The sequence below is a fragment of the Pararhizobium sp. LjRoot255 genome, assembly GCF_964252905.1.
Classification (GTDB): Bacteria; Pseudomonadota; Alphaproteobacteria; order Rhizobiales; family Rhizobiaceae; genus Pararhizobium.
In genome coordinates this window covers 506,081-517,657 of the sequence record NZ_CAXUPQ020000001.1, presented here as the reverse complement: position 1 = coordinate 517,657, position 11,577 = coordinate 506,081, and the positions used below count along the sequence as shown (strand labels likewise).

Annotated in this window: 15 protein-coding genes; 7 read left to right on the top strand and 8 right to left on the bottom strand. The window is 61.5% G+C overall.

The window, feature by feature from the left end; genetic code table 11:
* Entirely contained in the window at positions 1-1,407 is a 1,407-nt protein-coding gene (thrC, locus tag ACSQ2W_RS02665; protein ID WP_436084853.1) for a threonine synthase, read from the bottom strand.
* A 354-nt stretch (positions 1,408-1,761) separates the two neighbouring features.
* Here thrC and ACSQ2W_RS02660 point away from each other — a divergent pair, with 354 nt between their 5' ends.
* Positions 1,762-2,310: a hypothetical protein gene (locus tag ACSQ2W_RS02660; RefSeq protein ID WP_436084852.1), complete on the top strand. Its 549-nt coding sequence runs from the start codon at positions 1,762-1,764 to the stop codon at positions 2,308-2,310.
* 264 nt (positions 2,311-2,574) lie between these two features.
* Here the strand turns inward: ACSQ2W_RS02660 and ACSQ2W_RS02655 are convergent, their stop codons facing one another.
* Positions 2,575-3,270 (bottom strand): HAD family hydrolase, encoded by a 696-nt coding sequence (locus ACSQ2W_RS02655; RefSeq protein WP_436084851.1) that lies wholly within the window; start codon positions 3,268-3,270, stop codon positions 2,575-2,577.
* 230 nt (positions 3,271-3,500) lie between these two features.
* Here ACSQ2W_RS02655 and ACSQ2W_RS02650 point away from each other — a divergent pair, with 230 nt between their 5' ends.
* The gene (locus ACSQ2W_RS02650; RefSeq protein WP_436084850.1) at positions 3,501-3,932 is read left to right on the top strand and encodes a DUF1284 domain-containing protein; all 432 of its coding nucleotides are present in this window, start codon (positions 3,501-3,503) and stop codon (positions 3,930-3,932) included.
* On the opposite strand, the gene ACSQ2W_RS02645 is transcribed toward ACSQ2W_RS02650, so the two are convergent.
* Entirely contained in the window at positions 3,933-4,619 is a 687-nt protein-coding gene (locus ACSQ2W_RS02645) for an ArsR/SmtB family transcription factor (RefSeq protein ID WP_436084849.1), read from the bottom strand.
* A gap of 93 nt (positions 4,620-4,712) precedes the next feature.
* On the opposite strand from ACSQ2W_RS02645, the gene ACSQ2W_RS02640 reads away from it, so the two are divergent.
* Complete coding sequence (locus ACSQ2W_RS02640) at positions 4,713-5,042, top strand: NIPSNAP family protein (protein ID WP_436084848.1); 330 nt, start codon at positions 4,713-4,715, stop codon at positions 5,040-5,042.
* Complete coding sequence (locus tag ACSQ2W_RS02635) at positions 5,039-5,437, top strand: antibiotic biosynthesis monooxygenase family protein (protein ID WP_436084847.1); 399 nt, start codon at positions 5,039-5,041, stop codon at positions 5,435-5,437. The genes ACSQ2W_RS02640 and ACSQ2W_RS02635 overlap by 4 nt, the downstream gene beginning before the upstream one ends.
* Here the strand turns inward: ACSQ2W_RS02635 and ACSQ2W_RS02630 are convergent.
* Complete coding sequence (locus ACSQ2W_RS02630) at positions 5,424-5,774, bottom strand: HepT-like ribonuclease domain-containing protein (RefSeq protein WP_436084846.1); 351 nt, start codon at positions 5,772-5,774, stop codon at positions 5,424-5,426. The genes ACSQ2W_RS02635 and ACSQ2W_RS02630 overlap by 14 nt on opposite strands.
* A complete protein-coding gene (locus ACSQ2W_RS02625) occupies positions 5,771-6,067 on the bottom strand; it encodes a nucleotidyltransferase family protein (RefSeq protein WP_436084845.1) in 297 nt (98 codons plus the stop codon). Before ACSQ2W_RS02625 ends, ACSQ2W_RS02630 begins: the two co-directional genes overlap by 4 nt.
* Before the next feature lie 144 nt (positions 6,068-6,211).
* On the opposite strand from ACSQ2W_RS02625, the gene ACSQ2W_RS02620 reads away from it, so the two are divergent.
* On the top strand, positions 6,212-7,342 hold the full coding sequence (locus ACSQ2W_RS02620; protein WP_436084844.1) for a site-specific DNA-methyltransferase: 1,131 nt from the start codon (positions 6,212-6,214) through the stop codon (positions 7,340-7,342).
* Positions 7,343-7,820: 478 nt separating this feature from the next.
* On the opposite strand, the gene ACSQ2W_RS02615 is transcribed toward ACSQ2W_RS02620, so the two are convergent.
* From ACSQ2W_RS02615 to mutY, 3 genes are read right to left on the bottom strand one after another with little or no spacing between them, the layout of a single operon-like run.
* Positions 7,821-8,195 carry a nuclear transport factor 2 family protein gene (locus ACSQ2W_RS02615; protein ID WP_436084843.1) on the bottom strand — a complete coding sequence of 125 codons (375 nt, stop codon included), beginning with the start codon at positions 8,193-8,195 and terminating at the stop codon, positions 7,821-7,823.
* Positions 8,192-8,809: an HAD family hydrolase gene (locus ACSQ2W_RS02610; protein WP_436084842.1), complete on the bottom strand. Its 618-nt coding sequence runs from the start codon at positions 8,807-8,809 to the stop codon at positions 8,192-8,194. Before ACSQ2W_RS02610 ends, ACSQ2W_RS02615 begins: the two co-directional genes overlap by 4 nt.
* The gene (mutY, locus tag ACSQ2W_RS02605) at positions 8,809-9,924 is read right to left on the bottom strand and encodes an A/G-specific adenine glycosylase (protein WP_436084841.1); all 1,116 of its coding nucleotides are present in this window, start codon (positions 9,922-9,924) and stop codon (positions 8,809-8,811) included. Before mutY ends, ACSQ2W_RS02610 begins: the two co-directional genes overlap by 1 nt.
* Before the next feature lie 86 nt (positions 9,925-10,010).
* Between mutY and ACSQ2W_RS02600 the strand changes: the two genes are divergently transcribed.
* Together ACSQ2W_RS02600 and ACSQ2W_RS02595 are read left to right on the top strand one after the other, a co-directional pair.
* On the top strand, positions 10,011-10,517 hold the full coding sequence (locus tag ACSQ2W_RS02600) for a DUF721 domain-containing protein (RefSeq protein ID WP_436084840.1): 507 nt from the start codon (positions 10,011-10,013) through the stop codon (positions 10,515-10,517).
* 123 nt (positions 10,518-10,640) lie between these two features.
* Positions 10,641-11,525, top strand: coding sequence for a DsbA family protein (locus ACSQ2W_RS02595; RefSeq protein ID WP_436084839.1), 885 nt, complete (start codon positions 10,641-10,643; stop codon positions 11,523-11,525).
* Positions 11,526-11,577: the final 52 nt, after the last annotated feature.

The window sequence follows — 11,577 nt, the reverse complement described above, 5'->3', positions numbered from 1 at the left end:
TTAGCTCCGAATGCGGGCGTGCTCGCTGATAAAGGTTTCAACGATTTTCAGTTCCGGCTCCAGAATATCGAAACGCTCCTCCCTGACCATCAGATCAGCAAGCCACGTTGGAAGCGCCGGGTCAATACCACTGGCCGATTTTACTGCGGCAGGGAATTTCGCCGGATGGGCGGTTGAAAGCGTCACCATCGGCGTATTCGGCTTTTCATGCTTGCCGGCGACGAAAACGCCGATCGCCGTATGCGGGTCGAGAAGATAGCCGGTTGCCTCGAGCATCGAGCGGATGGTCTCGGCGACCTCTTTTTCGGTCGCACGGCCGGCGCGGAACACCTTGCGGATGGTCTTCAGCGCCTTTTCCTCGATCTCGAAGGCGCCGGACTGCTTCAGGCTCGCCATGGCGCCGCGCACCTTGGAAGCGTCGCGATCATAGGCTTCGAACAGCAGCCGCTCGAAATTCGAGGAGATCTGGATGTCCATCGAGGGCGAGGTGGTCGCCTTGACGTCGCGCATCTCGTAGCGGCCTGTCTTCAGCGTGCGCGCGAGGATATCGTTCTCATTGGTGGCGACGATCAGCTTGTCAATCGGCAGCCCCATCTGCATGGCGACGTAGCCGGCAAAGATATCGCCGAAATTGCCGGTGGGAACGGTGAAGGAGATTTTCCGGTCCGGGCCGCCGAGGACAAGTGCGGTGGTGAAGTAGTAGACGATCTGGGCCATGATGCGCGCCCAATTGATCGAGTTGACGCCGGAAAGCGCCACGCCGTCGCGGAAGGCAACGTCGTTGAACATGGCTTTGACGAGGTTCTGGCAGTCGTCGAAATTGCCCTTGATCGCCAGCGCATGCACGTTGGCAGCCTGGGAGGTCGTCATCTGGTGCTGCTGCACCGGGGAGACCTTGCCATGCGGAAACAGGATGAAGATGTGCGTGCGGTCGCGTGCGGCAAAGGCGTCGATCGCAGCTCCCCCCGTATCGCCGGAAGTCGCGCCGACGATGGTGGCACGCTGGTTTCGCTCGGTAAGCACATGATCCATCAGCCGCCCGAGCAGCTGCATGGCGACGTCCTTGAAGGCAAGCGTCGAGCCGTGGAACAGTTCCATGATGAAGGCGTTCGGCCCGGTCTGGACGAGGGGCGCGATCGCCGGATGGCGGAACGTGGCATAGGCCTCGTCGATCATCGCCCGGAACTTGTCGTCCGGAATTTCACCGTCGACGAAGGGCGAAAGAATGGTGAAGGCGATCTCCTGATAGGATTTGCCGCGCAGCGCGCGGATCTGCTTCTTGGAGAAATGCGGCCATTCCTTCGGCACATAGAGGCCGCCGTCGCGGGCAAGACCCGCCAGAAGCGCATCGCAAAAACTGAGCGAAGGGGCTTCGCCCCGCGTCGAGACATACTTCACCGTGACCATCCTTCGTCGTCTGTGTTGCCGCGGAGGATGCGGCGAGAATTGATCGGCACCCTATTCGAACCGGATGGAAATCGCGGTTCTTGTTGCGTCAGCCCTTGGCGAAGCCGACGGAAACATCGCATTGCAGCTCCGCCGTTGGTCGTTTCCAGCCGCCTCCCGTCGCGTTTTGACGGGTGCTGAAAAATTGACCTTTGGCTCTGAGACTCCAATCGATTTTTCGATGCGTCGCTGCTATAGACCATCGCCAAGGGTCTTGAAAGGCCCAGCTGCAGGGGGAGGCGACGGAAAAAATCCTTATTTTCCGGTCAGTCCTGTCCCGCGACATCAATTGTGCAAGGCAGAGGGTCAACTCAGGTGTTTGGTAAAATCTCCAGCCGTCTTCTCGGAATTTCACTTCTCGTCGTCATAGCAGGCTGCAACAAAACGGATACCGGCGGAGCGATCGATGCCGGCGGCAGCGCGGTCGCAGCAACGCCCGCCGTCATCCAGGGCACCTGCCCGCAGGTCTATCTGCTCGACGGAACGGCGAACTACCGCACCTATGCCAAGGGTGCCAAGGACGATCCGACCAAGATCGTCTACCAGGCGTCGCTGGCCGACACGACCCGCCAGTGCGTCCAGAACGAAAGCCAGCTGGTAATGACCGTCGTCGTCCAGGGCCGCGTGGTTGCCGGCCCCGCCGGCGGCGCCGGAAACGTCAACCTGCCAATCCGCGTCGCCGCGACCGATGGCAAGAACACGCTCTATTCCGAACTGACGCAATATCCGGTCGAAGTTCCGGCCGGCGTCGGCACCACCCAGTTCATCTTCACCAAGGCCGACATCGCGCTGCCCGGCGGCGCCGGCGATTTCGCCAAGGTCTATGTCGGCTTCGACGAAGGTCCGGTGAAGACGAAGAAATAAGCGGGGGTTTGCAATGAACGAAGAGCCAGTGCGTTTTTCGTGCCGGCGTTTGGTTGGTGCTGTCGCAGCGCTTTTTTCCGAGTAGCTCGTTTTGTACCGGGCATGCCTCTCCGCACGTCATCCTCGGGCTTGACCCGAGGATCCAAGCGGTGGGAACACAACGATGCGCCGACTTCAAACGGCTCGAGAATGGATCCTCGGGTCAAGCCCGAGGATGACGGAGGTGGGCGGGCTGCCTTCAGCTAAGGCACCCACCAAACACCACTACGCAATCAGAGTTTCCGACCATTCCGACAATGCTGCAATCACGCCGGGCAGGGCGCTCATGCGCGAGATCACCGTCTCGGCACCCGCCTCGGTCAGCTTGTCGGCATGCGAGGGGTAGGTGTGCGAGGCGCCGGTGAAGCCGACGACGCGCATGCCGGCGGCGGTGGCGCCATGGATGCCGTGGACGGAATCCTCGATCACCAGCACGCGGGACGGATCGATGCCGAACTGCCTGGCGCCGTGGAGGAAGATGTCCGGCTTCGGCTTCACCTTGTCTTCGCCGAGATCGCGGGCCGAATAGATATGCTTGCCGAAATGATCCTGGATCCCGACCTTGCCGAGCATCATTGCGAGACGCTTCGATGTCGAGTTTGAGCAGATGCAGTGCGGCAGCGTCAGCTGCGCCAGCATCGGCTTGACGCCCTCGATGAGTTGCACATCGCTTGCCAGCCGCTTGTCGAGGATGGCCTCGTTCCTGGTGAGGAGTTGGGCCGAAAGCGGAATGTCGGCTTCCTTCTCGATGGCAAGAAGTATGTTGTGCCAGGTCATGCCGGCAAAACGCTCGGCCATTTCCTCGGTGCTGATCGGATAACCGGCTTCGGTCAGGAGTTCGGCCTCGACCTCGCTGGCGATGATTTCCGAATCGACCAATACGCCGTCGCAGTCGAAGATGATGAGATCAATGCTGGGCATGTCGGGGAATCCTTGGGAAGGCCAGAACCTTGGAAAGAAGGGGGCGATGTACACGAAGCGGCCTGAAAGCTCAACCATGCGCGGCGGGAAGCTGCCATGCAGGAAGGGGCTGGGTCGGCATTTGTGGGTGATGGCGAGACGGCGGAAACCGAAGCTGTTGCGTCCAGCGTATATGCGGGCTAGGTAAAACACGCTTCGGCACCCGTTTACCCCCAAGCACCAAGGCCTCCATGACCGTTCGCTTGCGCCCGCATCACCTGCTCTGCATGCTGACCTTTGTCGGCAAGGGATATACGGCCGGGTTCACCGAGAACTACCGTCTGATCGCAAAACGTCTCTCTGCGGGCGAGGATATTCTTGTTGTCGATGGCCCGGACGACATTTGCGCGCCGATGCTCGGCGAGACCAGCAACCATTGTTTTTGCGATAGCGTGACGGAACGGGATTTGAAGGCGAGCGAAGCGATTGAGGCTCTGCTCGGCGTGCCGGCCGGTCCGGGAGCTTCTATCCTCCCGGATGCAGAGTTTCTCGCCAGGATGCGCGAGGCTTTCAGCTCAGGCTTGATCCGCAAGGGATGCGTCCGCTGCGAATGGTCGCCGCTCTGTACCGGCATTGCAGCCTCCGGTTTCGACGGCGTGCTCGTCGTATCCTTTGGCTGCTGATCAGGCGGGCAGGGGAAAGAGCTTTGAAAATTCCTTCTCGCCGGTGCCGGTGAAGCGCACGGCGCGGCTGTCGGTCTCGCGCCTGGCCCAGCCCTTGTCGAGAAACAGTGTCAGCAGTGCCTGGCCGAGCGAGCCGGAGAGATGCGAGCGGCGTTCGCTCCAGTCGAGGCAGGTGCGGCAGACCGGGCGCCGCGATTTGGTGAGCGCCGAAAGGTCGATGCCGAGCGCCGTCATCTTGTCCTCGCCGGCCTGCGTCAGCGACAGGTCGTCGCCCGCACCGGTGATCACCTCCTCGGCGACAAGACTGTCGAGCAAACGCACGCCGTAGTCGCCGGCGAGATGATTGTAGCAGACGCGCGCCTTGCGCAGCGCCGGATCCTTGGGGCCGGTGCGGTGGCGGGTGAAGCCGCGATGGGCGGCAAACCCCATCAGGCTTTCGAGCAAAAGGCCGACATCGTCGTCGGCAAGGGCGAAATAGCGGTGCCGGCCCTGCTTGCGCTGGCTGATCAGCCCGCCGGCCTCCAGTTTCGACAGATGCGAACTCGCCGTCTGCAGCGTGATCCCCGCCGTTCCGGCAAGCTCGGTCGCCGTCAACGCCTTGCCGCCCATCAGGGCGGTCAACATGTTGGCGCGGGCTGGATCGCCGATCAGCGACCCGATCTGGGCTATGTCCGGTCCTTCTTTCATACTTCGACCGTAACCGAAGCATCGAGCGCATTCAAGGTGGCAAAAAGGATCATCGAAGGTCACGACGGCCGGGAAACATCGAAAGAAAAGACAATGATAACCTGCTTCATCCGCTACGAGATTGATCCGTTCAAGAAAGAGGAATTCGCCACCTACGCCCGCAACTGGGGTCAGGCCATCCCGCGCAACGGCGCCGACCTGATCGGCTATTTCGGCCCGCATGAAGGCTCGGCCACGACCGCCTATGGCGTCTACAACATCGAAAGCCTTGCCGCCTACGAGGCCTATCGCGCAAGGCTTGCAGCCGATCCGCTCGGCGCCGAGAACTATCAATTTGCCAAGAGGGAGCGCTTCATCCTCAAGGAAGACCGGATTTTCCTGACGAACGTTTCGCTGCCGCATGCCAGGGGGGTCTCGCCGTGATCGCCGTCATCTTCGAAGTCACGCCGTCCGATGACCGGCGCAGCGCCTATCTCGATCTCGCCGCGCAACTGCATGCGCGCCTCGACAAGATCGACGGCTTCCTGTCGATCGAGCGGTTCGAAAGCCTGAAGATGCCGGGCAAGATCCTGTCCCTGTCGTTCTGGCGCGACGAGGCGGCGATCGCCACGTGGCGCAACGGCGCCGAGCACCGGGCGGCCCAGCACGCCGGCCGCAACGGCACCTTCGCTGATTACCGCCTGCGCATCGCCAGTGTCATCCGCGACTATGGAATGACGGAGCGCAACGAGGCGCCCGATGACAGCCGGGCGTTTCATGAGGATGTGGGACGTACGCGCTGGCGTGTCGTTCCAAAGGCCGACCTTAATGTGTCTTGAATTTCTCGTTCAGAGCCGCGACAGCGATTTTCAAGGCTGGCAGTTCGTCAACGACAACGCCCCAAATAATCCTGTCAGACAGCCCATGATATTCGTGCCGGAGGACATTGCCGATTGTGCGCACCTGCGGCCAGGGAATTTCAGGACGGAGTTCTTTGACGTCATCAGGAAGGGCGCGGCTTGCCTCTGATATTATTTCTATTGCTCGTTGCACGGCATGTTTCAGAAGCCAGTCGCTTTGATAGTCCGCCAACGTCTTGCCCGCGACCGACCGCTCGATGCCCGCGATGGCATCGAGCATGTCGCCAAGCGCGTGGCGAAACTCCCGAGCCATCAAAAAACCTGTACAGCGGACTTTTCGATCTCGGATTTCAGCACCGGATGCAACCCATCCCGAGTGGTGATATCAACCGGTACCGCAAGTTCCGACTCCAAAAGTAATTTTATCCCGATCAGATCGAAGGCATTGAATCGGCTTTCTTGATCGTAGTCGATGAACAGGTCGAGATCGCTGGCGGCATGCGTCCCGTTCCGCACCGTCGAGCCGTAAAGATAAAGCGCGGTTGCACCCATCCCGCGAACGGTATCGGCTTGCTCCCGCAATCTTGCTATGGCGTCGCTTTTGATCATGAAAACAAGATACCGTATCGGCGATGGACTTTCCATCCTCGTGTACCATCTCGCAGATTTCGCGCCGGCCTTCAGCATTTGGTAACCAAGTTCGGTAACCATAAGCACTGATCAGTTCCGAGTAAGCGTAGGTGCGAGTTGTCCATGTCATCAGTTGTTTCGTTGGCCGAAATCTCCCGCGGCGTCAGCCCTTCCGGCTGGCTCGATTCCATCATCAAGGGCGATTGCGTCGCAGCCCTTGAGGCGCTTCCCGACAATTCCGTCGATGTCGTCTTCGCCGATCCGCCGTACAATCTCCAGCTTGGCGGTGCGCTCACCCGCCCCGACCAGTCGCTGGTCGATGCGGTCGACGACGAGTGGGACCAGTTCGTTTCGTTCGAGGCCTATGACGCCTTCACCCGCGCCTGGCTGCTCGCCTGCCGCCGCGTTCTGAAGCCGACCGGCACGCTCTGGGTCATCGGCTCCTACCACAACATCTTCCGCGTCGGCGCGACGCTGCAGGACCTCAATTTCTGGATCCTCAACGACATCATTTGGCGCAAGACCAACCCGATGCCGAACTTCAAGGGCCGCCGGTTTCAGAATGCCCACGAGACGCTGATCTGGGCAAGCCCCAGCGCCAAGGGCAAGGGCTACACCTTCAATTACGACGCTCTCAAGGCCTCTAACGACGATGTGCAGATGCGCTCCGACTGGTTGTTTCCGATCTGCTCGGGCGGCGAACGGCTGAAGGGCGACGACGGCAAGAAGGTGCATCCGACCCAGAAGCCGGAAGCGCTGCTGGCCCGCATCCTGATGGCCTCGACCAAGCCTGGCGACGTGGTGCTCGATCCGTTCTTTGGCTCCGGTACGACGGGCGCCGTGGCCAAGCGCCTCGGTCGCCATTTCGTCGGCATCGAGCGCGAGCAGAGCTATATCGATGCCGCCGCCGAGCGCATTGCCGCAGTCGAGCCGCTCGGCAAGGCAACGCTGTCGGTCATGACCGGCAAGAAGGCCGAACCGCGCGTCGCCTTCAACACGCTGGTCGAAAGCGGCATGATCAAGCCCGGCACGGTGCTGACCGATGCAAGGCGCCGCTACAGCGCCATCGTGCGCGCCGACGGCACCGTGGCCAGCGGCGGCGAGGCGGGCTCCATCCATCGCCTCGGCGCCAAGGTTCAGGGGCTCGACGCCTGCAACGGCTGGACCTTCTGGCACTATGACGACGGCACGGCGCTGCGCCCGATCGACGACCTGCGCGCCGTCATCCGCAGCGACATGGCCAAGCTCAACTGAGCAGATAAGCAAGAACCACGGAAAAGCATTCCTGACGCCGCGCTATCCGCAAGGAGGCGCGGCGTCTGCGTCCTGCATGGCGGTTCGGGCGACCCGATGCAGAACGCCCCGTGCTCCCGCGCATGCGATCGCCAACCGCAAATTTCTGACGGATGATCCGGAGAATTCGCAGCCGAAAACGATCGGCGCCTTCGTGGCCTTTAGAACAATTTAACCATCCCGCGGATACTCTGATGTCAGGCAAGACGACCGCGTGATCAACCACGCGAGGCGCGCGGGGCAACCCGCAAATTGCCCGGCAGGACAGCCTCCGAGGCTGCCCTGTTCAGAGATAGTTTTCGTCCGGTTTCGTACCTTCAGTCCCGGAGGGAGACTTAAACGCCCAGGATCCGAAAAGGTCCTGGGCGTTTCTGTTTGCGGGACTTTCGCAATGGTGCAAAGCAAAAGGGCCCCGCAGTGGAGCCCTTCAACGTTGGTGTCAGCGGTCGGTCACGTCGACGCTGACGATCCTGCCGCCCTGGTCGAAGGTGATGATCTCTTCGCCCTGCCGCCGAAGCTGTTTTCCGGTGAGCGCACTGGTGGCCGTCAGGTGCCAGATCGAGCGTGCCGAAACGGCGGACAGAGGTTCGATCAAACTGTCCTCGGCGACCTGGTCAGGGTACTCGGCGAAATAGCGCCGGAACGCCGCCATGATGTCTGAACGGCCCTTGAGGCCGCCGACTTTGCCAGAAGAATAGGTGGCGTCTTCCGTGAAGAAATCCTCGATCGCGGCGAAATCGAGCGCGCTGATGGCGGCGTGAAACCGCCTCACCAGCGTGACGGGATCAAGGGCTGGCTGCGCACCCGTTCTCACACATTGACCCCATAGGCCAGCAGATCGGCCTGCAACGTCTGCGGGTCGGTGAAAAGCACGGCATGCCATCCGGCCGCCCGGGCGCCCTCGACATTGACCATGTTGTCGTCGATGAACAGTGTCGCGGAAGGATCAAGGCCGAAGGCTTCGGCATGCGCCTGGTAGATCGCCACGTCGGGCTTGGTCAGCCGCGCATCTGCCGAGACCGTGACGCCGCGCGGCAGCGTCAGGAACGGAAACAGCTTCTGCGCCTCCTTGAAGGTATCGGAGGCGAAATTGGTCAACAGCGTCACGTCGTAGCCCTTGGCGATCAGGCACTCCATGATCGAGACGCATTCGACATAGGCATGCGGCACCATCTCGTGCCAGTGCCTGCGAAAGGCGCGGATGTTTTCTTCCTGCGCCGGATGCTCGGCGATCAAAAGATCTTCCGCCTCGCGCCAGCCGCGGCCGCGGTCCTGCTCGATGTTCCAGTCATGCGTGCAGACATTGGCAAAAAACCATTTGCGCTCGGCCTCGTCCGGAATGATCCGGCTGAAGGGAATATCGGGATCGTAGTGGATCAGCACCTTGCCGATGTCGAAGACGATGTGGCGGATCTCGACGCTGCTCATCAGATGTTCCTCGGTTCCCGGCCTCTATCATGCTTGCCGCGGAAGGCATGCGGTATAGCCTGGGCGATTGCTTTTTTCATGACGGTCGGCAGCGCTTGCGCCTCCAGCGAGGCGAGCGGCTCCCACCAGCCGTTTCCGCTTTTGTTCCGGTTGGCGACATTCGCGCGATAGACCGACAAGCGCAATTCAAAATGCGTAAAAACATGCGTGATCGCGCCGCAAGGTTCCCAGCTCGCGGCAAAAGGCTGCGCCTCGACCGAGGTTTCGCCATCAATGCGCGCTGTCCAGGCTGTGCCCGGCACCTCCGTCATGCCGCCGAGCAGGCCGGTTTCGGCCCGTTTGCGCAGATAGACCGCGCCTTGCGGACAGCTGGCGACGAAGGCCGCACCGACGCGCAGCGGCTTGTCCTTCCTGGCGGCCTTGCGCGGAAAGGTTTCGGGATCGGCGGTCTTCAGCGCCAGGCAGAGATCGTTGAACGGACAGAGCGCGCAGGCCGGCCGTTTCGGCGTGCAGATCGTCGCGCCGAGATCCATCATCCCTTGGGCGAAATCGCCCGGCCGGCCGACTGGGGTCATCTCGGCCACCAGCGCCCGCATCTGCGGTTTGGCCGTGGGCAGTGGCGTCTCGATCGCATGCAGCCGGGAAATCACCCGCTCGACATTGCCATCAAGCACGGCGCTCTGGCGATTGAAGGCGATGGCCGCAACCGCCGCGGCGGTATAGTCGCCGATTCCCGGCAGCGCCTTCAGTGCTTCCTCTGTGTCGGGAAACACGCTGCGATGATCGCACGCGACGGCCTCGGCGCATTTCTTCAGGTTGCGCGCCCGGGCATAGTAGCCGAGCCCCGCCCACGCCTTCATCACCTCTTCGGTGTCCGCGGCCGCCAGATCGCTGACCTTTGGCCAGAGCGACAGGAACTTGTGGAAATAGGGTTTGACCGCCTGCACGGTGGTCTGCTGCAGCATCACTTCCGACAGCCAGACGTGATAGGGATCGGCGACGACGCCGTCCCTTGCCATCGGCGGCGAGACGCGCCACGGAAGATCGCGGTGGTGCCGGTCGTACCAGGCAAGAAGCCGGTTGGCCCCATCGGCCGCATTGAACATGTGCTGCATCATTTGCCGGAAGGTTGGTTGGGTCCTATACTTGGCGGAGTGTTCGCCATCCTTCAAGGCGAAATCGAGAACCGAAAGCCGTTCTGTTGAAACAACCTTACACCCGCAAGGGCGTCGTGCAGATCAGCGAGGTCGCCAACGGCCTGATCGACCCGGTGCTTGCCAAGCGCGCCGGCATCAACACGCTGCTGCTCGGCTCCTGGGACGAGATCGCCGGCGAGGAGTTTGCCGATTGCACCCGCCCGGAAAAGATCGCCTGGCCGCGGCGCGCCTCGGAAATGGCGGGCGAGGGCGGGTATCAGCCCGGTGTCCTGACGGTCGCCTGCGAGGGCGCGCGCGCCCTGTTCCTCACCCATGCGCAGGGCGAACTGATCCAGCGGATCAACGGCTTCTTCGGTTTTCCGGCGATCAACCAGATGCGCATCGTGCAAAAGCCGGTCGCGCCGCCGCCGAAGCGCAATCGCAAGCCGAAACCTCTGACCGGCGAGCGGGCACGGCATCTGGAAGCGATGGTCGATGGTATCGAGAGCGAGGCGCTGAAGGCGGCCTTGACGCGCCTTGGCACGGCCGTCCTGTCCGCTCGAAAAAAATGAAGCGGATCATCAGCCGGTCACAATTGTTTGAACTTTGGTGAGCGGCAGGCCCTTGTCGCCTAAGGCAAGGCAAGTTATCGAATTTTCGACCGTTTTCGTTCGTCCCTTTACACAGGTGAAACAATGTCCCTTTCTGAAATGAGCCCTTTCAAGCGCCTCCTGAGCGGCGTCGCCGTGGCTGCCATCGCCGTGACGCTCGCCGCCTGCAGCGACGAGAAGAAGGACGCGGCTTCCAACGCTCCGGCAACGGAAACGACCGAAACGGCGGCGAAGACCGAGGTCAAGCCGGCTGACGGCGGTTCCATGATGGCCGCGACGAAGACCGAAGTTAAGCCCGTCGACGGCACGATGACCTCCTCGACCATGTCGTCGGCGATGAAGCCCGCGACCGCCGACGCGAACCAGACGCAGATGGCGCAGGCTGCAGCCCCCGCCAAGGTCGAACTGCCCGAAGTCCAGGGCGAAGTCGATGTCGCCAAACTGATGGAGCCGGGTCCGCTGCCGGAAATGTCGATCGGCAAGGCCGATGCGCCGGTGACCATCGTCGAATACATGTCGATGACCTGCCCGCATTGCGCGCGTTTCCACAACGAGACCTTCGATGCCATCAAGGCGAAATACGTCGACAGCGGCAAGGTTCGTTTCGTCGTTCGCGAATTCCCGTTCGATCCGCGCGCTGCGGCTGCCTTCATGCTGGCGCGCTGCGCGCCGGAGGGCCAGTATTTCCCGATGGTCTCGATGCTGTTCAAACAGCAGGAAACCTGGGCTGCGGCCCCGAACGGCCGCGATGCGCTGCTGCAGATGTCGAAACTCGCCGGTTTTACACAGGAGAGCTTCGAGGCCTGCTTGACGAACCAGAAACTTCTCGATGATGTGCAGGCAACGATGCAGAAGGGCGAGAAGGATTTCGGGGTAAAGGCCACGCCCACCTTCTTCATCAACGGCAAGCAATATTCCGGAGAAATGTCGGTTGACACCATGTCGGCCCTTATCGAAACGATGCTCTGATCCTTCGCGTTCTTTGAGAACGACCGGCGGGCGCCTCAGTGCGCCCGTTTTT

What these genes read in the sequence shown, in the direction of transcription:
- ACSQ2W_RS02620 (WP_436084844.1), top strand. Translation starts at nt 6,212, where the DNA reads ATGTCATCAGTTGTTTCGTTGGCCGAAATCTCCCGCGGCGTCAGCCCT.
- ACSQ2W_RS02595 (WP_436084839.1), top strand. Translation starts at nt 10,641, where the DNA reads ATGTCCCTTTCTGAAATGAGCCCTTTCAAGCGCCTCCTGAGCGGCGTC.
- ACSQ2W_RS02645 (WP_436084849.1), bottom strand. Translation starts at nt 4,619, where the DNA reads ATGAAAGAAGGACCGGACATAGCCCAGATCGGGTCGCTGATCGGCGAT.
- mutY (WP_436084841.1), bottom strand. Translation starts at nt 9,924, where the DNA reads ATGCAGCACATGTTCAATGCGGCCGATGGGGCCAACCGGCTTCTTGCC.
- ACSQ2W_RS02650 (WP_436084850.1), top strand. Translation starts at nt 3,501, where the DNA reads ATGACCGTTCGCTTGCGCCCGCATCACCTGCTCTGCATGCTGACCTTT.
- ACSQ2W_RS02655 (WP_436084851.1), bottom strand. Translation starts at nt 3,270, where the DNA reads ATGCCCAGCATTGATCTCATCATCTTCGACTGCGACGGCGTATTGGTC.
- ACSQ2W_RS02640 (WP_436084848.1), top strand. Translation starts at nt 4,713, where the DNA reads ATGATAACCTGCTTCATCCGCTACGAGATTGATCCGTTCAAGAAAGAG.
- ACSQ2W_RS02625 (WP_436084845.1), bottom strand. Translation starts at nt 6,067, where the DNA reads ATGATCAAAAGCGACGCCATAGCAAGATTGCGGGAGCAAGCCGATACC.
- ACSQ2W_RS02610 (WP_436084842.1), bottom strand. Translation starts at nt 8,809, where the DNA reads ATGAGCAGCGTCGAGATCCGCCACATCGTCTTCGACATCGGCAAGGTG.
- thrC (WP_436084853.1), bottom strand. Translation starts at nt 1,407, where the DNA reads ATGGTCACGGTGAAGTATGTCTCGACGCGGGGCGAAGCCCCTTCGCTC.